General features: G+C 67.2%; 19 protein-coding genes. 2 read left to right on the top strand and 17 right to left on the bottom strand.

Annotation, left to right across the window (positions count from 1 at the left end):
* Nucleotides 1-247: 247 nt before the first annotated feature.
* Nucleotides 248-1,519: a UDP-N-acetylglucosamine 1-carboxyvinyltransferase gene (murA, locus tag PSS76_RS22710; RefSeq protein WP_005513994.1), complete on the bottom strand. Its 1,272-nt coding sequence runs from the start codon at nt 1,517-1,519 to the stop codon at nt 248-250.
* A gap of 55 nt (nt 1,520-1,574) precedes the next feature.
* Between murA and PSS76_RS22715 the strand changes: the two genes are divergently transcribed.
* The gene (locus tag PSS76_RS22715) at nt 1,575-2,150 is read left to right on the top strand and encodes a cob(I)yrinic acid a,c-diamide adenosyltransferase (RefSeq protein WP_084846466.1); all 576 of its coding nucleotides are present in this window, start codon (nt 1,575-1,577) and stop codon (nt 2,148-2,150) included.
* 63 nt (nt 2,151-2,213) lie between these two features.
* Here the strand turns inward: PSS76_RS22715 and PSS76_RS22720 are convergent, their stop codons facing one another.
* From PSS76_RS22720 to prmC, 13 genes are all read right to left on the bottom strand, one after another.
* Nucleotides 2,214-2,636 carry a DUF2550 domain-containing protein gene (locus tag PSS76_RS22720; RefSeq protein WP_037085394.1) on the bottom strand — a complete coding sequence of 141 codons (423 nt, stop codon included), beginning with the start codon at nt 2,634-2,636 and terminating at the stop codon, nt 2,214-2,216.
* A 48-nt stretch (nt 2,637-2,684) separates the two neighbouring features.
* Nucleotides 2,685-3,053 carry a F0F1 ATP synthase subunit epsilon gene (locus tag PSS76_RS22725; RefSeq protein WP_005513998.1) on the bottom strand — a complete coding sequence of 123 codons (369 nt, stop codon included), beginning with the start codon at nt 3,051-3,053 and terminating at the stop codon, nt 2,685-2,687.
* 6 nt (nt 3,054-3,059) lie between these two features.
* Nucleotides 3,060-4,508 (bottom strand): F0F1 ATP synthase subunit beta, encoded by a 1,449-nt coding sequence (gene atpD / locus PSS76_RS22730; RefSeq protein ID WP_005513999.1) that lies wholly within the window; start codon nt 4,506-4,508, stop codon nt 3,060-3,062.
* Between the two features lie 3 nt (nt 4,509-4,511).
* Nucleotides 4,512-5,492: a F0F1 ATP synthase subunit gamma gene (locus PSS76_RS22735; RefSeq protein ID WP_005514001.1), complete on the bottom strand. Its 981-nt coding sequence runs from the start codon at nt 5,490-5,492 to the stop codon at nt 4,512-4,514.
* Nucleotides 5,493-5,540: 48 nt separating this feature from the next.
* Complete coding sequence (gene atpA / locus PSS76_RS22740) at nt 5,541-7,184, bottom strand: F0F1 ATP synthase subunit alpha (protein WP_005514002.1); 1,644 nt, start codon at nt 7,182-7,184, stop codon at nt 5,541-5,543.
* A gap of 61 nt (nt 7,185-7,245) precedes the next feature.
* A complete protein-coding gene (locus PSS76_RS22745; protein WP_013415634.1) occupies nt 7,246-8,070 on the bottom strand; it encodes a F0F1 ATP synthase subunit delta in 825 nt (274 codons plus the stop codon).
* 5 nt (nt 8,071-8,075) lie between these two features.
* On the bottom strand, nt 8,076-8,636 hold the full coding sequence (locus PSS76_RS22750) for a F0F1 ATP synthase subunit B (RefSeq protein ID WP_005514004.1): 561 nt from the start codon (nt 8,634-8,636) through the stop codon (nt 8,076-8,078).
* A gap of 9 nt (nt 8,637-8,645) precedes the next feature.
* Nucleotides 8,646-8,897: an ATP synthase F0 subunit C gene (locus PSS76_RS22755; protein WP_005514006.1), complete on the bottom strand. Its 252-nt coding sequence runs from the start codon at nt 8,895-8,897 to the stop codon at nt 8,646-8,648.
* A gap of 70 nt (nt 8,898-8,967) precedes the next feature.
* Nucleotides 8,968-9,747: a F0F1 ATP synthase subunit A gene (gene atpB / locus PSS76_RS22760; protein WP_069855953.1), complete on the bottom strand. Its 780-nt coding sequence runs from the start codon at nt 9,745-9,747 to the stop codon at nt 8,968-8,970.
* Nucleotides 9,748-10,135: 388 nt separating this feature from the next.
* Nucleotides 10,136-10,600, bottom strand: coding sequence for a Cg1360 family ATP-synthase-associated protein (locus PSS76_RS22765; protein WP_186322406.1), 465 nt, complete (start codon nt 10,598-10,600; stop codon nt 10,136-10,138).
* 41 nt (nt 10,601-10,641) lie between these two features.
* A complete protein-coding gene (locus PSS76_RS22770; RefSeq protein WP_084924761.1) occupies nt 10,642-11,823 on the bottom strand; it encodes a glycosyltransferase family 4 protein in 1,182 nt (393 codons plus the stop codon).
* A 63-nt stretch (nt 11,824-11,886) separates the two neighbouring features.
* Nucleotides 11,887-12,546 carry an L-threonylcarbamoyladenylate synthase gene (locus tag PSS76_RS22775; RefSeq protein WP_005514011.1) on the bottom strand — a complete coding sequence of 220 codons (660 nt, stop codon included), beginning with the start codon at nt 12,544-12,546 and terminating at the stop codon, nt 11,887-11,889.
* A 33-nt stretch (nt 12,547-12,579) separates the two neighbouring features.
* Entirely contained in the window at nt 12,580-13,473 is an 894-nt protein-coding gene (gene prmC / locus PSS76_RS22780; RefSeq protein WP_005514012.1) for a peptide chain release factor N(5)-glutamine methyltransferase, read from the bottom strand.
* Between the two features lie 142 nt (nt 13,474-13,615).
* On the opposite strand from prmC, the gene PSS76_RS22785 reads away from it, so the two are divergent.
* Complete coding sequence (locus PSS76_RS22785; protein ID WP_022595182.1) at nt 13,616-14,020, top strand: hypothetical protein; 405 nt, start codon at nt 13,616-13,618, stop codon at nt 14,018-14,020.
* Nucleotides 14,021-14,032: 12 nt separating this feature from the next.
* On the opposite strand, the gene prfA is transcribed toward PSS76_RS22785, so the two are convergent.
* The 3 genes from prfA to rho all read right to left on the bottom strand — a co-directional run bounded on the left by prfA (nt 14,033) and on the right by rho (nt 17,743).
* Nucleotides 14,033-15,112, bottom strand: a complete 1,080-nt coding sequence (gene prfA / locus PSS76_RS22790; protein WP_005514014.1) for a peptide chain release factor 1 — start codon at nt 15,110-15,112, stop codon at nt 14,033-14,035.
* Nucleotides 15,113-15,258: 146 nt separating this feature from the next.
* Entirely contained in the window at nt 15,259-15,492 is a 234-nt protein-coding gene (gene rpmE / locus PSS76_RS22795) for a 50S ribosomal protein L31 (RefSeq protein WP_005514015.1), read from the bottom strand.
* 208 nt (nt 15,493-15,700) lie between these two features.
* On the bottom strand, nt 15,701-17,743 hold the full coding sequence (gene rho / locus PSS76_RS22800) for a transcription termination factor Rho (RefSeq protein WP_145274840.1): 2,043 nt from the start codon (nt 17,741-17,743) through the stop codon (nt 15,701-15,703).
* Between the last annotated feature and the right edge of the window lie 64 nt (nt 17,744-17,807).

A 17,807-nucleotide genomic window follows, 5' to 3' on the forward strand; every position in this document is an offset into this window, starting at 1 on the left:
CGGCGACCGGAAGGAGTATCGGCAACCGCCAGGCGCTCCCCGTACAACCTCGTTTTCCCTCGCTGACCAGTGAAGGTCGCGGCCGGGTCGGTGTCCGTGTCGCTCTGACCTGGAATAAGTTACGCGAGGGTGAACGGAGCGTCAAACGGCCTGGTGGGAGGGATTCAGGACGTCGTTTTCCCAGGTCATCAAGCTCAAACGACCGCGCCCACGGCCGAATGGCCGACTGTGATGCCGGGCACAGCGATCATTGCCCGTCTCCTTCGTCCGAGACTCGACGGATGTCCCCGCCCAATCCGACCAGGTCCTCGACGAATCGGGGGTAGCCGCGATCGATGTGGTAGACGTCGTGCACTTCTGTCACCCCGTCCGCGACGAGCCCCGCAAGCACCAGGCCGGCGCCGGCACGGATGTCCGAGGACCACACCGGGGCGCTCGACAGCTCCTCCACTCCCCGGATGACGGCATGGTGCCCGTCGGTGCGTGCATCCGCACCCAGGCGGATCATCTCTTCCACGAACCGGAATCGCGCCTCGAAGACGTTCTCGGTGATCATCGACGTGCCGTCCGCGATCGCCGCGAGCCCAATCGCCATCGGCTGCAGGTCTGTCGGGAATCCCGGGTACGGGAGGGTCGCGAAGTTCACGGCCTGCGGACGACCGGTCTGCACCACGCGGAAACCATCGGCCTCGGTGGTGATTTGCGAACCGGCGGCGCGCAACTTGTCGAGCACGAGACTGAGGTGCTTCGGGTTCACACCGCGGACGAGCACGTCCCCCCGCGTCATCGCTGCAGCGATACCCCAGGTGGCCGCGACGATCCGGTCGCCGATGACCCGGTGCGACGTGGGCTGCAAGCGGTCGACGCCGCGAATGGTCAGCGTCGTCGAGCCGGCGCCGGAGACCTTCGCACCCATCCGGTTCAGCATGTTGCACAGGTCCACGATCTCCGGCTCGCGCGCCGCGTTGTCGATGATCGTCTCTCCCCTGGCCAGTACGGCAGCCATGAGAATGTTCTCGGTCGCCCCCACCGACGGGAACGCCAGGCGGATGTTGGCTCCGTACAGGTCGTCGGCCTCCGCGACGACGCAGCCGTGCTCGATCTCGCTGTGCGCACCCAGCAGGCGAAGTCCTGACTGGTGCATGTCGAGGGGGCGCGAACCGATCGCGTCTCCACCGGGAAGCGCCACGACTGCCTTGTGGCATCGCGCCACCAGCGGACCGAGGACACACACCGACGCTCGGAACTGCCGGACGGCCGCGAAGTCCGCGTGGTACTTCGGCTGCGCCGGTGTCGTAATCCTCGCGACGTCCCCCTCGAGCGACACGTCGCAGCCCAGTCCGCGCAGTACATCGGCCATCAGCGGCACGTCGAGGATGTCGGGACAGTTCTCGATGACGGTCGTGCCCTCGGCGAGCAGAGCCGCGGCCATCAGTTTCAGGACGCTGTTCTTCGCGCCGCCCACCGACACCTCACCGACGAGTCGGTTCCCACCAGCGACAAGAAAGCGTTCACTCACAGTCGAACAGCCTAGCCAGGACAACGCCGGACCTGCCGAGCGGTACCGTTGCCCCATGGCTGTTCACTTGACGCGGATTTACACCCGGACCGGCGACGACGGCACTACCGGGCTGAGCGATTTCTCCCGCGTGTCCAAGAACGATCCACGGCTCATCGCGTACGCGGACTGCGACGAAACGAACGCGAGCATCGGCGTCGCTCTCGCACTCGGCACCCCGCCCGAGGAGATCGTCGACGTGCTCCGCCAGGTCCAGAACGACCTGTTCGACGCAGGCGCGGATCTCTCGACGCCGGTCGTTCCGGACCCCAAGTACCCGCCGCTGCGCGTGACCGAGGCCTACATCGAACGCCTCGAAGGATGGTGCGACGAGTTCAACGAGCGCCTCGAACCGCTGCACTCGTTCATCCTGCCGGGCGGCACCCCGCTCGGGGCCCTGCTCCATTCGTCGCGCACGATCGTCCGACGCGCGGAACGCTCCGCCTGGGCGGCCGTCGAGGCCAGCCCCGACGACACCAGTGTCCTGCCTGCGAAGTACCTCAATCGCCTGTCGGACCTGTTGTTCATCGTCAGCCGACTCGCCAATCCGGGCGGAGACGTCCTGTGGAAGCCCGGCGCCGGCAGGTCCTGACCCCCGCGCAACGCAAAAGGGAGGCCGACAGGCCTCCCTTTTCTGTTCCCGCACCGCGGTCCGTCACGCGGGACGTCCCCGCAACGACCGTCCGTCCGGCCTCGACTCCACCCACGAGAGGAAGGCAGTCAAGGCGCCCCGGTCGAGGGCTATCTCGTACGTGTCGTCACCGTCGGAGATCTCGAGAATCACGATCTCGTCGGTCATGATGTCGTACTCGTTGCCGACGGGGCCGCGACGGGAACCGACCTCGATCCCCTGACGACTCAACCGGGAGTCCGGTCCGGGCCGCAGGCTCGACAGCTTGAAGAAGACCAGCGAACCTTCGCCGTACCGGACGACCCCGTGTCGCCAACCACTTCCACCGGGAGCCGGGGTCACTCGCAGAATCGCCGCCGTGCCACCCCGTCGCAGAACGGCGAGGCGATACACGAAAGCCGCGACGAAGGCCGCGAGCAGCACAACCAGAATGATGAGAACAACCATTCCGATCGTCACTACTCGTCGGCTCCGTCGCGGCTCGTCGTGGACTGACTACGCGCGCTCGACGGCGCGCAGCTGACCCTTGGCGATCGCGATCGCCTCGAGATCCTCGGTGGTCTCGGCCAGGACGGCCTTGGCCGCCTCGACGTCGACATCATGCGCCATGTCAGCGGACTCGGCCAGGATCGTCACCGTGGTGGCGGTCACCGAGAGGAAGCCACCGTGCACGGCGGCGACCACGCGCTCGCCGTCGACGGTCGTGATCGCAACCACGCCGCCTTCGACGAGCTGGCCGAGGACCGGCTCGTGCCCGGGCATGACACCGATCTCACCCTCGGTCGTCTGGGCGCTGACCAGCTTCGCCGATCCCGACCAGAGTCGCTGCTCGACAGCAACGAGTTCAACGGTCATCTCAGCCATGTCGGTCTACTTCCCGGCGATCTTCTTGGCAGCGGCCTCGACGTCGTCGAGTCCACCGCAGCTGTTGAACGCCTGCTCGGGCAGGTGATCGAACTCGCCCTTGCAGACGCGGTCGAACGCCTCGATGGTGTCGCGCAGCGGCACGACCGAACCGGGCTCACCGGTGAACTTCTCGGCGACGATGAAGTTCTGGCCGAGGAACTTCTGCAGACGGCGGGCGCGGCCGACGAGGACCTTGTCCTCTTCCTGCAGCTCGTCCATACCGAGGATGGCGATGATGTCCTGCAGCTCCTTGTACTTCTGCAGGATCCGCTTGACCTCGTTCGCGACGCGGAAGTGCTCGGCACCGACGATGCCGGGCTCCAGGATGCGCGAGGTCGACGTCAGCGGGTCCACAGCGGGGTAGATACCCATCTGCGAAATCGGACGCGAGAGCTCGGTGGTGGCATCGAGGTGCGCGAAGGTCGTGGCCGGCGCCGGGTCGGTGTAGTCGTCGGCGGGGACGTAGATCGCCTGCAGCGAGGTGATCGAACGGCCACGGGTAGAGGTGATGCGCTCCTGGAGCTCACCCATCTCGTCCGCCAGCGTGGGCTGGTAACCGACGGCCGAAGGCATACGACCCAGCAGGGTCGAAACCTCGGAACCGGCCTGCGTGAAGCGGAAGATGTTATCGATGAACAGCAGCACGTCCTGGCCCTGGACATCGCGGAAGTACTCCGCCATGGTCAGCGCGGACAGGGCGACGCGCATACGCGTTCCCGGCGGCTCGTCCATCTGGCCGAAGACAAGGGCGGTGTCCTGGAGGACGCCCATCTCTTCCATCTCGAGGTGAAGGTCGGTGCCCTCACGGGTGCGCTCACCGACGCCGGCGAACACCGAGGTGCCGGAGAACTCACGCGCGATACGGGTGATCATCTCCTGGATCAGAACGGTCTTGCCGACACCGGCACCACCGAACAGACCGATCTTGCCGCCCTTGACGTACGGGGTCAGCAGGTCGATGACCTTGATGCCGGTCTCGAGGATCTCGGTCTTGCCCTCGAGCTGATCGAAGGCCGGGGGCTTGCGGTGGATGCCCCACTGCTCGCCGTCGCGACCCGTGCCCGGGGCGTCGAGGCAGTCACCGAGGGCGTTGAACACGTGGCCCTTGACGACGTCGCCGACGGGAACCGAGATCGGCTTGCCGGTGTCGTTGACAGCAGCGCCGCGGACCAGGCCGTCGGTGGGCTGCATCGAGATGGTGCGGACCAGGTTGTCGCCCAGGTGCTGCGCAACCTCGAGGGTCAGCGTCTTCGCCACCGACGGGAGGGTGACCTCCGAGTGCAGGGCGTTGAACAGGTCGGGAACATGGCCGCGCGGGAACTCAACGTCCACAACGGGACCGATGACCCGCACGACCCGGCCGGACGTGGTGTCCGCGCCGTTCGCGTTGGTTTGGGTTACTGCTGCGGTCATGTGCTAGTCACTTCCTGCGCTCGAGGCCAGCGCATTCGCGCCACCGACGATCTCGCTGATTTCCTGGGTGATCTGGGCCTGGCGAGCCTGGTTTGCCTGACGGCTCAGGGTGTTCACCAGTTCGTTCGCATTATCCGTCGCGGCCTTCATGGCGGTACGACGGGCGGCAGACTCCGAGGCGGCGGAGTCCAGCAGCGCCGAGTAGATACGCGTGCTCACGTACTTCGGCAGCAGGGCCGACAGCAACGTGCCGGCCTCGGGCTCGAAATTGTAGACCGCGCTCGGACCCGACTTGCCGTCGTGCTGGCCGTTGGACAGCATGTCCTCGCCCAGCTCGATGTGATCGTCCGTGTAATCGACCTCGAGCGGAGCCATCCGCCGGACTTCCGGCTTCTGGGTGAGCATCGAGACGAAGCGCGTGTAGACGATATGGAGTTCGTCGACGCCCTCGATCGTGCCCTCGCCGTTCGGCGCCTCGACCTCGGCACCGGAACCGGCCATGAACAGCTCGACCAGGTGACGACTCGCCTTGGCGGCATCCGCGTAGCCGGGCTCCTGGGAGAAGCCCGTCCACGCACCACCGATCTTGCGGCCGCGGAACGTGTAGTAACCGAGGCCCTTGGAACCGAGCACGTAGATCACGGGCTCCTTGCCCTCGGAGCGCAGCAGCTGGAACAGCTCCTCCGCTTCCTTGAGGGCGTTGGAGTTGTAACCGCCGCACATACCGCGGTCACTGGTCACGACCAGGACGGCAGCACGCTTCGGGTTCGCCCGCTCGTTGAGCAGCGGGTGGTCGAGCGACGCCGAGGCGCTGGCCAGCTCGGAGAGCACCTTGGTGATCTCCTCCGCGTACGGCTTGGAAGCCGCGACACGGGCCTGCGCCTTGGTGATGCGCGAGGTGGCGATCAGTTCCTGCGCCTTGGTGATCTTCTTGGTCGAGTTGACCGACTTGATGCGAGAACGCAGTTCGCGGATGCTTGCCATCGATCGATCACTCTCCCTTCGGGTGACGCTGAGTCATGGGGACCACGCTCACTTGCTGACAGTGGTGCGCTTGACGGTGACCTTCTCCTGGCCGACCTCGGAGGCGTCGAGGGCCTCGGCCTCGGCCTCGTTGACGACACGGCTGCCGTCGGAGGCGAGGAAGCCTGCCTTGAACTTCTCGGTCGCAGCCGTCAGGGTCGCGATCGAGGCGTCGTCGAGAGCCTTGCCGCCCTTGATGGCCTCGTAGACGCTGCCCGCGTTGCGGTGCAGGTCGTCGAGGAGCTCGGCCTCGAAGCGGCGCACGTCGGCGACGGGTACCGAGTCGAACACACCCTCACCGGCGAGGTAGATCGAGATGATCTGGTCCTCGACCGCGATCGGCGAGTACTGGTCCTGCTTGAGCAGCTCGACCAGACGCTGGCCGCGCTCGAGCTGAGCCTTCGAAGCGGCATCGAGGTCCGACGCGAAGGCCGAGAAGGCCTCGAGCTCACGGAACTGCGCGAGCTCCAGACGCAGCGAACCGGAGACCTTCTTCATGCCCTTGGTCTGCGCGGCGCCACCGACGCGGGAAACCGAGATACCGACGTTGATCGCGGGGCGGATGCCCTTGTTGAACAGGTCGGACTCGAGGAAGACCTGACCGTCGGTGATCGAGATGACGTTGGTCGGGATGTACGCCGAGACGTCGTTGGCCTTGGTCTCGATGATCGGCAGAGCCGTCAGCGAACCGCCACCGAGCTCGTCGGACAGCTTGGCCGAACGCTCCAGCAGACGCGAGTGCAGGTAGAAGACGTCACCCGGGTAGGCCTCACGTCCCGGCGGACGACGCAGCAGCAGCGAGATGGCGCGGTACGCCTCGGCCTGCTTGGTCAGGTCGTCGAACACGATGAGGACGTGCTTGCCCTGGTACATCCAGTGCTGGCCGATGGCCGAACCGGTGTACGGGGCGAGCCACTTGAAGCCGGCGGAGTCCGAAGCCGGGGCAGCGACGATGGTGGTGTACTCCATCGCGCCCTGCTCCTCGAGCGCCTGCTTGACGCCGGCGATGGTGGAGCCCTTCTGGCCGATGGCGACGTAGATGCAGCGGACCTGCTGCTTCGGGTCGCCGGTCGCCCAGTTCGCCTTCTGGTTCAGGATGGCGTCGACACAGACCGCGGTCTTACCGGTCTTGCGGTCGCCGATGACGAGCTGACGCTGTCCGCGGCCGATCGGGGTCATGGCGTCGATGGCCTTGATACCGGTCTGCAGCGGCTCCTCGACGGGCTGACGCTCGAGCACCGTGGCGGCCTGCAGCTCGAGGGCGCGGGTCTCGGTGGTCTCGATGTCGCCGAGGCCGTCGATCGGCCGACCCAGCGGGTCGACGACGCGGCCCAGGTAGCCGTCGCCGACCGGCACCGACAGAACGTCGCCGGTCCGCTTGACTTCCTGGCCCTCTTCGATGTGCTCGTAGTCACCCAGGACGACGGCACCGATCTCGGTGGCGTCCAGGTTCAGTGCAACACCGAGCACGCCGCCCGGGAACTCCAGCAGCTCGTTGGCCATCGCCGACGGCAGGCCGGTGATGTGAGCGATGCCGTCGCTGGTGTCGGACACCACGCCGACCTCCTCGCGGGAGGCCTCCGGTGAGTAGCTCGCGGTGTAGTTCTCGATCGCGCTACGGATCTCGTCGGAGGAGATCGTCAGCTCCGCCATGTTTTTCCTGCTCTCGGTATCTGGTCTTCGAAAAGATCGGGAGTATGTGTTCGGTCGTCGGCTACTTGAAGGTCTTGCGCAGGGCAGCGAGGCGACCGGCCGCGCTCCCGTCGATGACCTCGTGGCCCACCCGGACGACCATGCCGCTGAGGAGTGCCGGATCGACCTCCACATGCACGGTGACGGGCTTGCCGTAGGTGCGGGTCAGCGTCGCCGCGAGCCGCTCGACCTGCTCGCTCGACAACGTCGAGGCGCTGCGAACATGCGCAACGGCCTTGTCTCGGAGCGCCGCGGCCAGGGCCGACAGCTCGTCGAACGCATCCGCCGGAGCGGTGCGCAGGCGACCCACAGCCTGGATGGCAAGAGCCTCCGTGATTGCGGTGACCTTGCCGTACAGCAGCTTCGACAGCAGCTCTCGCTTGGCGGCGACGGGCGTCGAACGATCCGAAAGGACCTGCTCCAGCTGCGGATTGCCGGCAACGATGCGGCCGAGACGGAAGAGCTCGTCCTCGACCGTGTCGCTCTGGCTCTGATCCGCTGCGGCACGGAGCAGGGACTCACGCCCGACCGTGACCAGCGAGTTCAGCAGATCCGCCGTGCTCGACCAGTCCTGGCCCGCGGCGGCCTCGAGGGCTGCCAGCGCCTCGGCGCCGACCTTCCCCGAGAACACCTGGCGGGCCAGGCCCTGTCGACCAGCGGCAGGCGTGGACGCGTCGGCCAGAGCACTCCGGAGAGTGCGCTGACCGTCGAGAACCTCGACCACCGAGAACAGCTCGGATCCGGCCTGCGCCGCGGCCGCAGTGGCCGCGCCGGGGGAAACGGAATCCAACGCCGCGGTGAGCGCAGCACGAGTCTGCGTCAGGGCTTCACGGCTCGCTGCGTACATGGTGCTCACTTTCCTGCTGCGGAATCGGCGCTGACTGCGTCCAGCTCGTTGAGGAAGCGATCGACCGTTCCGGCGCGCTTGACGTCGTCGGCGAGCGACTCTCCGATGACCTTCTCGGCCAGGTCGACCGCGGTCTTACCGAGGTCGGCCCGCAGCTCGGTCACGATCTGCTGCCGCTGAGCGACGAGCTGGCTGTGACCGGCGGCGACGATGCGGTCGCTCTCCTCCTGGGCCTGTGCCTTCATCTCGGAGATGATCTGCTGGCCCTGAGTACGTGCTTCCTCGCGGATTTGTGCGGCCTCGGTGCGAGCCTCGGCGAGCTGGGCGTGGTACTGCTCCAGCGCGGCCTTGGCCTCAGCCTGAGCCTCTTCGGCCCGCTTGATGCCGCCGTCGATCTGCTCGGTGCGCTCGGCGAGAACCTTCTGGAACATCGGAAGAACGAACTTCCAGAAGACGAACCCGACGACCACCAGGGCAACGATCGACCAAGTGATGTCATACGTCGCGGGCAGGAGGGGGTTGTGATCCTCCCCCTCGGCCGCGAGCAATGCGATGGTGGTTGACATGGTGTGTTCTTAGAAAATGAAGCCGGCGACGAGACCGATCAGCGCCAGGGCCTCGGTGAATGCGATACCGAGGAACATCGTGGTGCGAACCTGGCCGGCCATCTCGGGCTGACGGACCATGCCCTCGATCGCCTTACCGACGACGATACCCACGCCGATGCCGGGGCCGATGGCTGCGAGACCGTAGCCGACAGCGCCGAGACCCTTGAAGGTGGTCTCTTCCTGCGCGAGGACCTCGACTGCCTGAAGCGCAACGCTCATGTGGTGTTCCGTTCCCTTTCTGTTGCCCACCGCCGGTCGGCGAATGGGGCAGGTCTAACGATGTGAGTGGTCAGTGCGAGTCGGCGTGGAGCGCCAAATCGATGTACACGGCGGTGAGCAGCGCGAAGACGTACGCCTGCAGACCGATCACCAGCAGCTCGAAGAAGGTGAAGGCGACGCCCGCGATGATCGACGGCACGCCGAAGATCACCTGGAAGCCTCCGGCCGTGAAGAAGAAGTACTGCGTAGCACCGAAGAACAGCACGAGCAGGATGTGCCCGGCCAGCATGTTGGCCATGAGTCGGACCATCAGCGTGAACGGCCGCAGCACGAACGTCGAGATGAACTCGATCGGGATCAACAGGAAGTGCAGCGGAAGCGGCACGCCCGGCACCACGATGCTGGACTTCACGTACTTGAAGAAGCCGTACTTCTTGATGCCCACGTAGTTGAAGGTGATGTAGGCCAGTGCCGCCAGCACGAGCGGCATGCCGATTCGCGCGTTCGGCGAGATGTTCAGGAAGGGCGTGACGCTCGCGAGGTTGCTGGCCAGCACGATGAAGAAGATGGTCGTGATGACCGGCAGGAAGCGCTTGCCCTGCTCCTTGCCCAGGATCTCTTCCGCGATGTTGATCCGCACGAAATCGAGCGCGTACTCGCCGACGTTCTGGACACCGCGCGGAACGATCTTCGGGCTCCGCATCGCGATGATGAAGAACACTGCCACCAGCGCCGACATCAACAGACGGATCAGCATCAGACGGTCGAGTTCGAAGATCGTGCCCTCGAACAGCACTGCGGGCGGGTAGAAATCATCGAGTGACGGCGGATGGTATTCACCCGCGGCCATGAAGGTGACGCTCAGCGGTCTCTCCCGTAGTCGGCCGCAGGCATCGCTGTCTGCGGTTCGATCGGACATTGACGATCTAACAAGTCGACCAGGTCGGCTCGCGTATTCGTCAGCAGCTGGAGACTCGGGCGAACCCGTCCTGGCGTCTGTCGGTGTCGGCGACTGTCGTCGACTCGGCAACTGGAGGGTGGTTCCGCCCAAATCTGAAATTCGGACAACTCCGACAGCCTCTGTCGCCTGCAAGCGTTACCGAGATGCCAGGTCATCTGGACTTTCCCGGCATCTGCGCACTTGCTTGGACCAGAGACTATCAAGACATCTACGACGTTGTGTAGACGGGGTACCCGAAAACTCTGGAACACGTTGCAGAAAACGCCTCGTCCATGCGTCAGGCAGCGCCCGATTCGTTGTCGGCTTCGTGCGGTGTCACGTACGGGACCTTGGTCTGGAGCACGCCGTAGGTCTCGGCGCCGAGAACGACGACGAGCGAGAGAACGATGACGATCACCATCGCCTGGCGGTTGTAGAAGTCCAGGGGGTCGAGGATCGCGAGCACGGTGATGGCCAGGATCATCTTGAGAAGCCAGCTACCCAGCAGGACCGCGCCAGCAGTGACGGCCGGCAGTTTGGCGGTGAGGAGCACGACCAGGACGGTGCACAGGATGAAGCCACCGCCGACGGCAGCGCCGAGCAGAGCGCCCCACAGTCCGGCGACGCCGGCGAACAGGCTGGCGATGATCACGCCGCCGACGGCGAGCACGAGCAGTCCGAGCACGCCGTAGCGAAGGCCACGGCGGAGCGCCGCCGTGGGATCGGTCGAATAGGGCTCTGGGGTGGAAGTCACGGCTCCCAGGTTAGAGGAACGCTCAGGGTGCGCCGCTCCCCCTGCCCCGACTACCGGCGACTGTCCTGCCGGAGCCCACGCCAGGACGGCACCGCGGTGACCACCAGGGCGAAGACCAGGCCGCCGGCGACGAGCAGCACCACGATCCGCCTGTCGATCAGCGACGATCCGACCGCCCCGAACGCCAGTACCGCCACCCACAAGTAGATGAGCAGGACCACGCGACGGTGCGAATGGCCGATCTGCAGGAGGCGATGATGCAGGTGCATCTTGTCGGGGCTGAACGGGCTGACCCCGGCCCGCGTGCGCCGGATGACCGCGAGGAGCAGGTCGAGGATCGGGATGAACATCACCGCGCCGACCAGCAACAGCGGCGAGAGCAGACCGAGGAGATCCCGAGAACCGTAGGCGGTGAAGCTGATCCGCCCGGATGCGCTGGTCGACACCGCGGCCAGGGTGAGCCCGATGAGCATCGACCCGGAGTCGCCCATGAAGATCCGGGCCGGCTGGAAATTGTGGGGAAGGAAACCGAGACACGCGCCGGCCAACGCCGCCGCGATCATCGCGGGTGGGTAGACCCCGACGTCGCCGCCCTGGTCGTGCAGGATTCCCACCGAGAACGCACAGATCGCCAGCGAGGCGATGAGCCCGAGACCGGCCGCGAGCCCGTCGAGCCCGTCGACGAAGTTCATCGCATTGATCATCACGACGGCGACCGCGACGGTGACCAGGCCCGCCTGGAGCTGATCGAGAATCACGGTGCTGCTCTCACCGAACGGCAACGGGATCAGGTACCAGCTCACCCCCATGACCACGAGGATGCCCGCGGCGGTCACCTGCCCGACGAACTTGGTGAGCGCGTCGAGCCCCCACCGGTCGTCGATCACACCGACCAGCACGATCACGAACCCCGCCACCAGGACCGCGGCGATGTCCCGCGAGAACTCGAATCCTCGCGTCAGCGCGGGCAGTTGACCGGCGAAGAGCAACGCGACGAGCATGCCGGCGTACATGCCGATCCCGCCGAGTCGGGGCGTCGGTTCGACGTGGACGTCGCGGTCGCGCGGGATGGCGACGGCACCGAAGCGGATCGCGAGCCTCCGGACGAGGCCGGTTCCGAGGAATGTGACGACGGCGGCCGTCAGCATCACGAGCAGCAACTCGCGCAGCGGCACGCCCGCGCCGTTGCCGGCCTGGGCGAGCGCCAGCACCGCCGAATCTGCAGAACTCACCTCGACGACGCTACCGGCCGACGAGCCGGGAACCGGGATTGACCAGGACGAGTCCGCTCACCGTCAGGCTCCTCCCAGCAGGCTTTCCGGTGTCACCCCGAGCACCTCGGCGACGTCCGCGGTCGGCACCGCACCCTCGCGCAGGATCCGGATCTCGTCGCCGGTGAGGTCGACGATCGTGGACGCCACCGCGTGAGTCGCTGGGCCGCCGTCGAGGTAGACGCTCGCCGCTCCGCCCAACTGGTCACGCGCCTCGTCGACCGTGGTGGCCGGCGGGCGCCCCGAGATGTTGGCGCTCGACACCGCCATCGGTCCGACGTCGCGCAGCAACTCGAGCGCCACCGGGTGCAGCGGCATCCGGAGCATCACCGTGCCACGGCTGTCGCCGAGGTCCCATGCGAGCGAAGGCGCCTGCTGGACAACGATGCTCAGCCCGCCGGGCCAGAACGCCTTGATCAGCTCACGCGCCTGCGGACGAACGGAGTAGACCAGACCGTCGATGGTGTTCCAGGAACCGACCAGCACGGGCACCGGCATGTCCCGACCGCGTCCCTTGGCCCGGAGCAGGCTCGCGACGGCATCGCCGTCGAAGGCGTCGGCGCCGAGACCGTACACGGTGTCCGTCGGGAGGACGACCAGCCGGCCGGCCTTGAGGGAGTTCTTCGCGGCGGTCAGTCCGGCTTCACGATTGTCGGGTTGCTTGCAGTCGTAGACAGTGCTCACGCCCCCATCCTTTCACTCACGCCGCGGGCGCCCTCACCGTGCCGCCTCGACGTCGGTCGCGACACGGTGCGCGACGACGAAACGAGGCCGGCCCGCGAGGTCGGGGTGCTCGACGACTCGGTCGAAGACGCGGCGGGCGCGGAACAACTCGGCCACCTGGTCACCGTTGGTGTCGTCGTGCTCGATACCCACGGCTCCCCCGATGCGCAGCCAGCGTGCGATGTTGTTGATCATCGGCTTGATCACCGAGAGCCCGTCGGCGCCGCCGAAGAGTGCGGTGTGCGGGTCGTGATCGGCCACCTCGGGATCGAGCACCGCACCTTCGGGAATGTAGGGCGGGTTCGACACGACGAGGTCAACCCCGCCCTCGAGTTCGGTGAGCAGCGCCCGATCGGTGACGTCGCCCTGCACGAGGTTGATCGGTGTGTCACCGGCGTCGCGCCTGCGGTCCGCGTTGCGGCGCGCCCAGGCGAGGGCCTGCGGCTGCAGTTCGACGGCGTGCACGACAGCGTCGGGGCGAGCGTGAGCGATCGCGAGGGCGAGTGCACCGGTGCCGGTGCAAAGGTCCAGGACGACGGGCGCCCGCAGTCCGCTTGCCTCGAGGTGCGCGAGGGCCCACGCGAGGAGCAGTTCGGTCTCCGGTCTCGGAACGAACACGCCGGGGCCGACTTCGAGCGAAACGTTACCCATCGCGGTCGATCCGGTGATGTGCTGCAACGGAATTCGTTGCACTCGCCGAGCGACGAGCTCCCGATACTCCTCGATGACGGACGGGTCGACCAGCGGCACCAGCCCCAGCCGGGTCCGTTCGACACCGAGCACGTGCGCAGCGAGAAGTTCGGCGTCCACCCGCGCCGACGGCACGCCGGCGCGCTCCAACTCGGCGGCTGCCTCGATGATGGCCAGACGGATGGGTTGTCGACTCACGGGCTACAGCCTGCCACGTCGGTCACGGCCACAGCACGGATAGGTGCCGGACAGCTTGCGACCGGCCTCGTCCGGCCGTGGTGGCGATAGAATACGACCGGTCTGGTCATCGTCAGGCCGAGGTCGGACGAAGGAACGTCCCATGTTCTCCGCCACAGCGGCGCGCATCCTCGCCGCCGCAGCCTTCACAGTCACAGCGTCGATCGGACCGGGACTCGCCCACGCCGCTCCGTTCGACGTCCAGCCGGCGCCCGCGATCTGTCCCGGCGGGATGGGCGTTGCCGACGCCACTCCCCTTCCCGGCGGACGGCTCGCGATCAGCGTCGACGAACCTCCACCGGCGGGCGGAGGTCGGGTCGTGTGGGTCAACAACTCCACGGGCGCCAACGGCATCGCGACGCTCACCAACACCGGCAGCCGCGCCGAGTTCGTCGCGGCCACCGGTCCCGGTGTCGTCACGACCGTGTTGGACGGGGTCTACACCAACGGCGCGGGCCAGCCGTGTGTGCTCGCGCAGGGCGGCGTCGCCACCACTGTCGTGACCTGAAGCGGCAGCTGACTACTCGGCGGCGAGTCGCGCTTCGCGGTCCGCCTTGCCGAGGGCGTCGAGCAGTGCCTCCATGTCGCCGTCGAGCACGGCGTCGAGGTTGTGCGCCTTGAACCCGATGCGGTGGTCGGTGATGCGGTTCTCGGGAAAGTTGTAGGTGCGGATGCGCTCGGAGCGGTCGACGGTGCGGACCTGGCTCTGACGGCCGGCCGACGCCTCCGCGTCCGCGGCCTCCTCCGCCGCCGCCTGCAGACGGGCGGCCAGCACCTGCATCGCGCGCGCCTTGTTCTGCAGCTGCGAGCGCTCGTTCTGGCAGGTCACGACGATGCCGGTGGGCAGATGCGTGATCCGGACCGCGGAGTCGGTGGTGTTGACGCCCTGACCGCCCTTGCCGGACGACCGGTAGACGTCGATGCGCAGATCGGTCTCGTCGATCTGCACCTCCTCGACCTCCTCGGGCTCGGGGTAGATGAGGACACCGGCAGCCGACGTGTGCACGCGTCCCTGCGATTCGGTGACGGGCACACGCTGCACGCGGTGGACACCGCCCTCGAACTTCAGCCGGGACCAGACGCCGTCGCGGACATCGCCCTTCGACTTGATCGAGATCGTGGCGTCCTTGTATCCACCGAGGTCCGAGACGGTGGCGTCGAGGATCTCCACACGCCATCCGGCCCGCTCGGCGTAACGGACGTACATGCGCGCGAGATCGGACGCGAACAGGGCCGACTCCTCCCCGCCCTCGCCGGACTTGAGCTCGAGGACGACGTCGTCGCCGTCGTGCGGGTCTCGCGGGGCCAGCAGGTCGGTGAGGGTCTTGTCGAGCTCGGTGACGGTCTCCTCGAGCGCCGGGATCTCCGCGGCGAACGCAGCATCGTCCGCGGCGAGTTCGCGGGCGGCGTCGAGGTCGTCCTGCGCCGACTTGAGCTTCGCGTACGTAGCCATGACCGGGGCGAGCTCGGCGAAGCGCTTGCCCGCCTTGCGCGCGGCCGACGGATCGTTGTGCAGCGCCGGGTCGGCGAGCTGCTGCTCGAGGCCCGCGTGCTCGGCCAGGATGTCGTCGATCGCCGACGGCTGAGTCGTCCCTGCCATTCTTGGCTCCCTGTTTCGCGTTTTGCGCACTTGTCGTTGGTGTGGAGACCTCCGGACCGCGGCAAGTGCGCAAAACGCGGTTCGGGTCGGCACAAAAAAGCCGACGCCCGGCCTGCAGAAACGCAGGACGGGCGTCGGCGGGACAGCTACTGGTCGGCAGCGGCCTTCTTGCCGGCACGCTTTCCGTAGCGAGCCTCGAAGCGGGCAACGCGTCCGCCGGTGTCGAGGATCTTCTGCTTGCCGGTGTAGAACGGGTGGCACTGCGAGCAAACCTCGACGTTGATACGTCCGCTGGTCGCCGTGCTGTGGGTCTCGAACGTGTTGCCACAACCGCACACGACGGTGGTTGCAACGTATTCGGGGTGGATTCCTGCCTTCATGGTGTCCCTTTCGATGGCCGCCGGGTCGTCCTCGCCGTTCGAGGCCGTGAACCGGAACCGGACATGGTTGTCACGCGATCGCCCATTCTGCCAGAGGCGGACGCTTCCTCATAAACGCGCCCCCGCGCCGAATGATTCCCGCCGATACGACTCGTCCCCGTGACGCGTGGCGCACGGGGACGAGTCGATCAGGTCGCAGCTGCAGACGTCAGTCCGCGAGCGAGCCCGGGGCCGTCTTCGAGACCGTCATGAGGAACTCGACGTTGCTCTGGCTCTTCTTGAGCCGGTCGACGAGCAGGTCGATCGCCTGATGCGTGTCCAGACCGGACAGCACGCGCCGCAGCTTGTGCACGATGGCGAACTCGTCCGGGCTCATCAGGAGCTCGTCCTTACGAGTGCTCGACAGGTTGACGTCTACCGCCGGGAACACGCGCCGCTCGGCGATCTTGCGATCGAGCTTGAGCTCGGCGTTGCCGGTGCCCTTGAACTCCTCGAAGATCACGGTGTCGCCGGTGGACCCGGTCTCCACCAGGGCGGAGGCGATGATCGTCAGCGAGCCGCCGTTCTCGATGTTGCGCGCGGCACCCAGGAAGCGCTTGGGCGGGTACAGCGCGGTCGAGTCGACACCACCGGACAGGATGCGTCCGGACGCGGGCGACGAGTTGTTGTACGCACGGCCCAGTCGGGTGATCGAGTCGAGCAGCACCACGACGTCGCGGCCGGCCTCCACGAGACGCTTCGCACGCTCGATGGCCAACTCGGCAACCGACGTGTGATCGGCCGGCGGACGATCGAACGTCGAGGCGATGACCTCACCGTTAACCGACCGCTGCATGTCGGTGACCTCTTCCGGACGCTCGTCGACCAGGACGACCATCAGGTAGCACTCGGGGTTGTTCACCGAGATCGCGTTCGCGATGTCCTGCAGGACGGTGGTCTTACCGGCCTTCGGAGGCGACACGATCAGCGCACGCTGACCCTTGCCGATCGGCATGACCAGGTCGATCACGCGCGTCGTCAAGATGTTCGGCGTGGTCTCGAGGCGCAGGCGCTGGTTCGGGTACAGCGGGGTGAGCTTGTTGAACTCGGGGCGCTTGCGCGCGGCCTCGACCTCGCCACCGTTGACCGTGTCCAGCCGCACCAGCGGATTGAACTTCTGCCGCTGGTTGCTCTGCTCGCCCTCACGGGGAACCCGGACCGCACCGGTGATCGCGTCGCCGCGGCGCAGGCCGTTCTTGCGCACGAGGTTCATCGACACGTACACGTCGTTCGGGCCGGCCAGGTAGCCGGACGTGCGCACGAAGGCGTAGTTGTCCAGGACGTCGAGGATGCCGGCGACGGGCTGCAGGACGTCGTCCTCGCGGATCTCGGGCTCGCGGCCCTCCCGACCCTCGCCGCCCTCACCGCGGTCGCGCCCACGACGACGCTCGCGGAAACGACGGCCGCGACGTCCGCGACCGCCCTCTTCGTCGTCGGCGTCGCGGCGTTCGCCACGACCCTCGCCGCGCGGGCCGTTACCGCCCTGCGAACGCTCGCCGCGCTCGCCACCCTGCGAACGCTCGCCGCGCTCGCCGCCCTGCGAGCGGTCACCCCGCTCGCCGCGCTCACGCCGGCCACCGCGTTCTCCGCGGTCCTCGGCCGACTGCTCCTTCCCCTGCTCACGGCCCTGTTCGCGGCCCTGCTCGCGGGTCTCTTCCTTGCCCTCGGCCTGCTTGGCGGGCTTGGACTCGGCGGGCGCGGTCTCGGTGGGCGTTCCGGCGTCGTCGGCGCCCGATTCGGGAGCGCCGGCACGTCGGGAGGATCCCCGACGCTGGCGGCTGCGCCGGCCGCCCTGCTCGGAGTCACCGGACTCCGACGTCTCACCTGCGGCGGGAGATGCCGGTGCCTCGGCTTCGGTGCGGGTCTCGGCGCGCTCCTTGCGCGGCGCCGGGGCCTCCGCGGGGGCGGCCGCAGCGGCAGCCGACGGGGCTGCGCCGCCGCCCTGACGCTCCTTGATCGCGGCGATCAGGTCGCCCTTGCGCATACCCGAGGTGCCCTTGATGCCGAGTTCGCCGGCGAGCGTACGCAGCTCGGCGAGCACCATTCCGGACAGGCCGGCACCGCGCCGGGCATCGGCGCGCTTGGTGGACGCAGCGACCGCGCCTTCGCGCGACCCCGCGTCGGAAGTCTGTGCAGAATTGCCCGCCCGGGCACCCGCGGACTCTGCCGGGGATTCTTGAACAGGCGTGGCAATCAGGTCCGTATCGGTCACGGAGGTCCTTTCCTTCCCTCGCTCGCGCTGCGCGAAGTCGAGGGTTCGTCCCGCAATTCAGTTG

Origin of the sequence: Prescottella sp. D32 (assembly GCF_037287305.1) — a bacterium.
Classification (GTDB): domain Bacteria; phylum Actinomycetota; class Actinomycetes; order Mycobacteriales; family Mycobacteriaceae; genus Prescottella; species Prescottella equi.

Coding starts and splice junctions, on each gene's coding strand:
- PSS76_RS22715 (WP_084846466.1), top strand. CDS start 1,575: ATGGCTGTTCACTTGACGCGGATTTACACCCGGACCGGCGACGACGGC.
- PSS76_RS22725 (WP_005513998.1), bottom strand. CDS start 3,053: ATGGCTGAGATGACCGTTGAACTCGTTGCTGTCGAGCAGCGACTCTGG.
- atpA (WP_005514002.1), bottom strand. CDS start 7,184: ATGGCGGAGCTGACGATCTCCTCCGACGAGATCCGTAGCGCGATCGAG.
- PSS76_RS22785 (WP_022595182.1), top strand. CDS start 13,616: ATGTTCTCCGCCACAGCGGCGCGCATCCTCGCCGCCGCAGCCTTCACA.
- rpmE (WP_005514015.1), bottom strand. CDS start 15,492: ATGAAGGCAGGAATCCACCCCGAATACGTTGCAACCACCGTCGTGTGC.
- PSS76_RS22745 (WP_013415634.1), bottom strand. CDS start 8,070: ATGTACGCAGCGAGCCGTGAAGCCCTGACGCAGACTCGTGCTGCGCTC.
- PSS76_RS22735 (WP_005514001.1), bottom strand. CDS start 5,492: ATGGCAAGCATCCGCGAACTGCGTTCTCGCATCAAGTCGGTCAACTCG.
- PSS76_RS22750 (WP_005514004.1), bottom strand. CDS start 8,636: ATGTCAACCACCATCGCATTGCTCGCGGCCGAGGGGGAGGATCACAAC.
- atpB (WP_069855953.1), bottom strand. CDS start 9,747: ATGGCCGCGGGTGAATACCATCCGCCGTCACTCGATGATTTCTACCCG.
- PSS76_RS22720 (WP_037085394.1), bottom strand. CDS start 2,636: ATGGTTGTTCTCATCATTCTGGTTGTGCTGCTCGCGGCCTTCGTCGCG.
- prfA (WP_005514014.1), bottom strand. CDS start 15,112: ATGGCAGGGACGACTCAGCCGTCGGCGATCGACGACATCCTGGCCGAG.
- atpD (WP_005513999.1), bottom strand. CDS start 4,508: ATGACCGCAGCAGTAACCCAAACCAACGCGAACGGCGCGGACACCACG.
- PSS76_RS22755 (WP_005514006.1), bottom strand. CDS start 8,897: ATGAGCGTTGCGCTTCAGGCAGTCGAGGTCCTCGCGCAGGAAGAGACC.